This window comes from Domibacillus indicus, from assembly GCF_023715895.1.
Classification (GTDB): Bacteria; Bacillota; Bacilli; order Bacillales; family Domibacillaceae; genus Domibacillus; species Domibacillus indicus_A.
Window position 1 is genome coordinate 1 of record NZ_JAMBOO010000051.1, and the last position, 5129, is coordinate 5129.

The following is a 5129-nucleotide window of genomic DNA, read 5'->3' on the forward strand; positions in this document are numbered from 1 at the left end:
CATCAATAGCTTTGATAGTTCTTTCAGTAAAGCTCAATATTTCTATATTCAAGTTTTGGTCCTCCCAATGGCTTTTACTTAATTTTACAGCGTTATAACCGAGGTGTCTTTCTTCAACTAACCTGCTGCGTTAGCTGAATAAGAAAAGGCTGCCGAAATGACAGCCGAGATATTAAACAAAAGCATCCGTTATTTGAATTAGAAATGAACTACAAGCAATCAGTTCATTTTTATGTAACAACCATTTTACCCTCAACAATCAGCCCCCTTTACAAGTGGAAGAAAAATGAAAAAAGCCAGGCATTCGACGATTGAATTGTCAAATGCCTGGCTTGGTTAAAACTATCTAGATTTTTTCAATGCCTCCATTATTTGAGGCGGGATGCTTGGAAATTACCGTATTACTTTTGGAATCCGTTTAATTGCTGTTCAGCCATACGTACTAAACGTTTCGTGATTTCGCCGCCAACTGAACCGTTAGCGCGTGCTGTAGCGTCTGCACCTAGTTGTACTCCGAATTCTGATGCGATTTCGTACTTCATTTGGTCGATGGCTTGCTGTGCTCCTGGGGCGACTAGTTGATTAGTGTTGTTGTTTGGCATAACTGTTCATCTCCCTTTTTTAATTGGCCGGGTACTAACGGAGTTGCACCGCTGCGATTGAATCGTCCGGACTGCCAGATGAAGAACCCGATGTGATTGTGTGACTAGTATGTATTGAATCTGGCACTTTATCCGCGTTATTCGTATTTCAAGAAATTTTTTTCATTAAAATATTTTCCAATAACCTCACATTTTGTAATGCAATAGTGAAAAAAACATATGGGGGGAGCAAGTGAAAGCAAAGTAGATGTTAGCAGCAGGCATATTATTGTTGGCTGGCTTTAAACGATAGTGTTGATGTTTTTACAAAAGAAAAAAAGGACCAATTTTTGATCCTTTGCTTTATCCCTTCTTCAACTTAAGCCTCCGTTAGTTGAACAAGCAATCATGTCATAACTCATAAGTTATGAATACTAGTTTAATCTATAAAAAAAAAGAGCGGCTACAAATAGTAAGCCACTCTGTCTGGACAACTGTCATTCTATACTTGAAAATTTAGCTAAACTTTCTCTGTCTCCAATCACCACTAGCAAATCTTCTTTATGAATAATTTGAGATGGAGATGGAGATACGATAATATCCGAACCGCTTACAATGGCAATGACACTGATGCCATATTTAGCACGGATATCAAGTTCCTGCAGACTTTTTCCAGCCATTCCCCGAGGGGTTGATATTTCTTGTATATTGTACTCTTTTGATAACTCAATGTAATTCAATATATTTGGTGATAAAAGCTGGTTTGCAACGCGTTCTCCCATATCCCTTTCTGGATATATAATCCAGTCGACTCCCACTTTCTCTAAAACCTTTCCATGCTGCTTGCCTATGGCTTTTGCGATTACTTTTTTCACTCCCAGCTCCTTTAGCAGCTGAGCGGTTAAAATGCTGGATTGTATGTCATTACCGATAGCTACAATCGCACAATCAAAATCGCGAATATCAACGGCTATGAGGGTCTTCTCTTCTGTGCTGTCCCCTATGGCCGCGTGAGTCACGTATAATTCAGCATCTTCGACTCGTTCCTCATTCGCATCAATTCCTAAAACCTCATGTCCAGCCTCATGAAGCCTTCTGGCTACCGCCGTTCCAAACCTCCCCAGACCAATAACTGCATATTGTTGTGTTTCCATTTTTATCACCGCTCCCTCTATTCTGATTACCCGATCATTATTTTTCCTTTTGGACGACGGAAAGGATCCGGTTTACGTCTCATCGCCAGGGCAAAAGCAATGGTTAAAGGCCCCAATCTTCCGGCAAACATAGTGAGAATAATGAGTACACGTCCAATAGGAGATAATTCTGGCGTCAATCCCATAGAGAGACCCACTGTTCCAAAGGCAGAAGCCGCTTCAAATAAATAAAAGATAAAATCGAACCCTTTTTCTGTAATGCTTAAAAGCATGGTAAGAGTAATTACAATAAACATGCCAACTAGTGTGAGGGTAAGTGCTTTGAATATGGTTTCAGCCACAATTCTGTGTTTGAATAACACAACATCTTCTTTTCCTTTTACCTGCGACCATACTGCTGCCATTAAAACAGCTAAGGTAGTCACTTTGATACCCCCTGCAGTTGATCCTGAACTTCCTCCAATAAACATAAGAAGGATCGTCAGGAACAAGGTAGGCTGTGTTAACTCCGCAATGGGCAGTGTATTGGAACCCGCTGTCCTCGGCGTAACTGCTTGATACAACGATCCTAGTACTTTTCCTGTATTGGACAAAGACCCTATTGTTTTACTATTTTCATATTCAAATGCAAAGATTAAAATGGCTGCACCAAGCGTTAGGATTAAACTTGTCACCAGTACTACCTTTGTATGCATAGATAGACAGCGGGTATTAGAGTATTCATACAGTTCACTCATGACAATAAAGCCGATTCCGCCTAATGTGATAAGAAGGCATACAGTAAGAACGACAACAGGATCATCTACATAAGGAGTCAAACTGCGGAATTCTCCCATCAAATCAAACCCTGCATTATTAAAATTTGATATGGCATGAAAAAAGCCAAAATAAATGGCTTTCCCAATTGGCATACCAAAAGCAAAACGAATAGATAAAATCGTTCCCCCGACAATCTCAATTACCGCCGTAAATAGCAACACTCTTTTTACTAACCTTACAACCCCTTCAATCGAAAGATTGTTTAAGGCTTCCTGAAGCAGCAGCCTTTCCTTTAAAGAAATTCTTTTGCCTAATAAGACAAATAAAAAAGTTGCAAAAGTCATAAATCCTAGTCCACCAATTTGAATAAGCGATAGTATGACCAGCTCTCCAAACATGGTAAATGTATCTCCGGTGTCTACGACGACAAGTCCTGTTACACATGTAGCAGATGTAGAGGTAAATAACGCATTTAAAAATGAGAGACCCTTTCCATCTTCTGTGGCAATGGGAAGAGTCAATAACAATGCCCCAATAAGAATGACCGTTGCAAAGCCCAACACCAAAATTTTTGGCGGATCAAGAGATCTTTTTTTCATAATGACCTCCCCACTGAATTAGTTTTTCATATTCTTTTACTTTTTTAGCCGGCCATATAGCTATGTATACAAATAATCCCACTGCGGCTGTGATATTTACATTAATCATTTTAGTATTTCCTTTATTTTCAACTCTATTCCTTTGCCCCTCTGAAGATTAATAATCCTTTGCTCCATCTAATGTTTTGGTCCAACTATTGATTTGCCTAGTAAAACTAATTGGCAAGTTGATTTTTCTCGTTCAGAATTTTAATTTGATCATGATTAACACTCTTAGTTCCATCACTAAAAACTAGTTTTGTGCGAAACCTATATGAACACTTACTAGGTGAAGTATCTAATTTGCTTGGCAATTGAAAAGTGAAGGGAATTTGGCTCGATTCTTTTGAGCTAATTGGTTTTGACATCAATCTAGTTACAGCACTTTCAGTGAATCTCTCTTCCTTTTTTTGTTCGTCTGTTACCACCAAATCACATTCGAGCCTGTTGATTTTTTGCTCAAACCGTCCTCCTTTAAGAAAAAAGTATCCGGTCACTTTTTCTCCGGGCCTAAATTCATCTTTGTCTAATATAAGATCAATACTTGCAGAACCAATGCGCAAACGTAATTGGCTTATAATTTTTCTAATCACTACGTACAAATCCCCCTAAATTAAATGCTGAGTACTTATCCGATCATTATTTTGCCTGCTGTATAATCAAAACCCTTTCTTTTTAAAATAAAAAAGACCAATGACGTTTTTCTCCGCACAAAAACAAAGGAAAAATGCTTCCTGTTTTGTTAGAGAAAAAGACATCATCGGTCTACGCAACGCCCAGCAAGCCTGACTGCTCTCTTTGCGTTCTGTCTCCCAAGCTGCTTTTCCTAAAAATAGGTATAATAAAAAGACCTATTATTGCTCAAGCTGCTCTTTTCCGCGATGGTTGATACCACAAAAAAAAGCCCCCTGAATAAAGGTGGTCTTCAGACCTCCTTCGCTTTAGCCGACGAAGTTAGCTGACGGGCAGGATGGCGAAAGAGTTGCTCTCATCCCTTCTACTAAACTGTAGAATTAGCCCCAATAAATTGGTTCCTCCGTTCCCGCTGACGGGACTAGGCCGAGATATGTAGTTGCTGATGGAATTTATTTTACTCTGCTTACTTTTTTCAGTCAATATTAATTTCAAAGGACCGCGTATATTAGACATGTCTAATATGGGGAGCCCGATTTTATTAACTTCTTCAACTAAAGCCCTCGTTAGTTGAGTAACAAACTGATGTTATTTGTTCATTTTATCTAAGATAGACTTAACGAAATCAGTTTTATCTTTAGAATATTTATGTTTATTACCTTTGCTTACTAACGATAATTCCTGTTTAAGTTTTTCATATTGGTTTCTTGCTGATTCATTTTTCCTCAAATACTCTCTAAAACTCAACTGTTCAAGTAAATATCTATTGCCACTTTGATACATATGTATTTGATGTGTTCTTGGCTCACCTTTGTTAAAGTAATGTCTATCTGGTAATACGTTTGTTCCTTTATAAGAATATCCCAGTTTTTCTAATGGCTTTACACATTTTTCTCCATCCTGAAAATCCTTCAACTCAATCGCAATGTCTATAATGGGCTTTGCACTTAAATTCTTTACTGCTGTACTTCCAATATGATGAACATCTACTATATACTTATCAATTACATCTTGTATCCTCTTTTTCTCAAATGAAAATTCCTTTTCCCATTCAGTTGTCCAAGGAACTAAAAATACCTTACCTTTTGGTAACCCAAGCATTTTCTATAACCTCCCCATTGCTTAAATTCTTCACTATCTCATTAGTCTATATTATAAAATTCAAGTTTTTTTCTTTACCTAACCTACTCCATTAGCTGAATAAGAAAAGGCTGCCGAAATGACAGCCGAGGTATTGATTATTTTCTATGCATTACATATTGTGATTTGCTGTATTTAAAATTGTTTTTTTCATAGAAAGGTATTAAATGTTCTTCACAAAACAAACTGATTACATTAATATGTGAAAGTTCATCTATCAATTT

At 37.7% G+C, this 5129-nt stretch carries 5 protein-coding genes and 1 riboswitch; all 5 genes read right to left on the bottom strand.

Annotation, left to right across the window (positions count from 1 at the left end):
- Positions 1-401: 401 nt before the first annotated feature.
- Positions 402-602 carry an alpha/beta-type small acid-soluble spore protein gene (locus tag M3221_RS25330; protein ID WP_251274802.1) on the bottom strand — a complete coding sequence of 67 codons (201 nt, stop codon included), beginning with the start codon at positions 600-602 and terminating at the stop codon, positions 402-404.
- Between the two features lie 476 nt (positions 603-1078).
- Positions 1079-1735, bottom strand: a complete 657-nt coding sequence (locus tag M3221_RS25335; protein WP_251274803.1) for a potassium channel family protein — start codon at positions 1733-1735, stop codon at positions 1079-1081.
- A 26-nt stretch (positions 1736-1761) separates the two neighbouring features.
- Positions 1762-3093 carry a TrkH family potassium uptake protein gene (locus tag M3221_RS25340; protein WP_251274804.1) on the bottom strand — a complete coding sequence of 444 codons (1332 nt, stop codon included), beginning with the start codon at positions 3091-3093 and terminating at the stop codon, positions 1762-1764.
- Between the two features lie 215 nt (positions 3094-3308).
- Positions 3309-3725 carry a sporulation protein gene (locus tag M3221_RS25345; RefSeq protein ID WP_251274805.1) on the bottom strand — a complete coding sequence of 139 codons (417 nt, stop codon included), beginning with the start codon at positions 3723-3725 and terminating at the stop codon, positions 3309-3311.
- Between the two features lie 335 nt (positions 3726-4060).
- A riboswitch (cyclic di-AMP (ydaO/yuaA leader) is annotated at positions 4061-4203 on the bottom strand.
- 150 nt (positions 4204-4353) lie between these two features.
- Positions 4354-4866 carry a GrpB family protein gene (locus M3221_RS25350; RefSeq protein ID WP_251274806.1) on the bottom strand — a complete coding sequence of 171 codons (513 nt, stop codon included), beginning with the start codon at positions 4864-4866 and terminating at the stop codon, positions 4354-4356.
- Between the last annotated feature and the right edge of the window lie 263 nt (positions 4867-5129).

Coding starts and splice junctions, on each gene's coding strand:
- M3221_RS25330 (WP_251274802.1), bottom strand. CDS start 602: ATGCCAAACAACAACACTAATCAACTAGTCGCCCCAGGAGCACAGCAA.
- M3221_RS25335 (WP_251274803.1), bottom strand. CDS start 1,735: ATGGAAACACAACAATATGCAGTTATTGGTCTGGGGAGGTTTGGAACG.
- M3221_RS25340 (WP_251274804.1), bottom strand. CDS start 3,093: ATGAAAAAAAGATCTCTTGATCCGCCAAAAATTTTGGTGTTGGGCTTT.
- M3221_RS25350 (WP_251274806.1), bottom strand. CDS start 4,866: ATGCTTGGGTTACCAAAAGGTAAGGTATTTTTAGTTCCTTGGACAACT.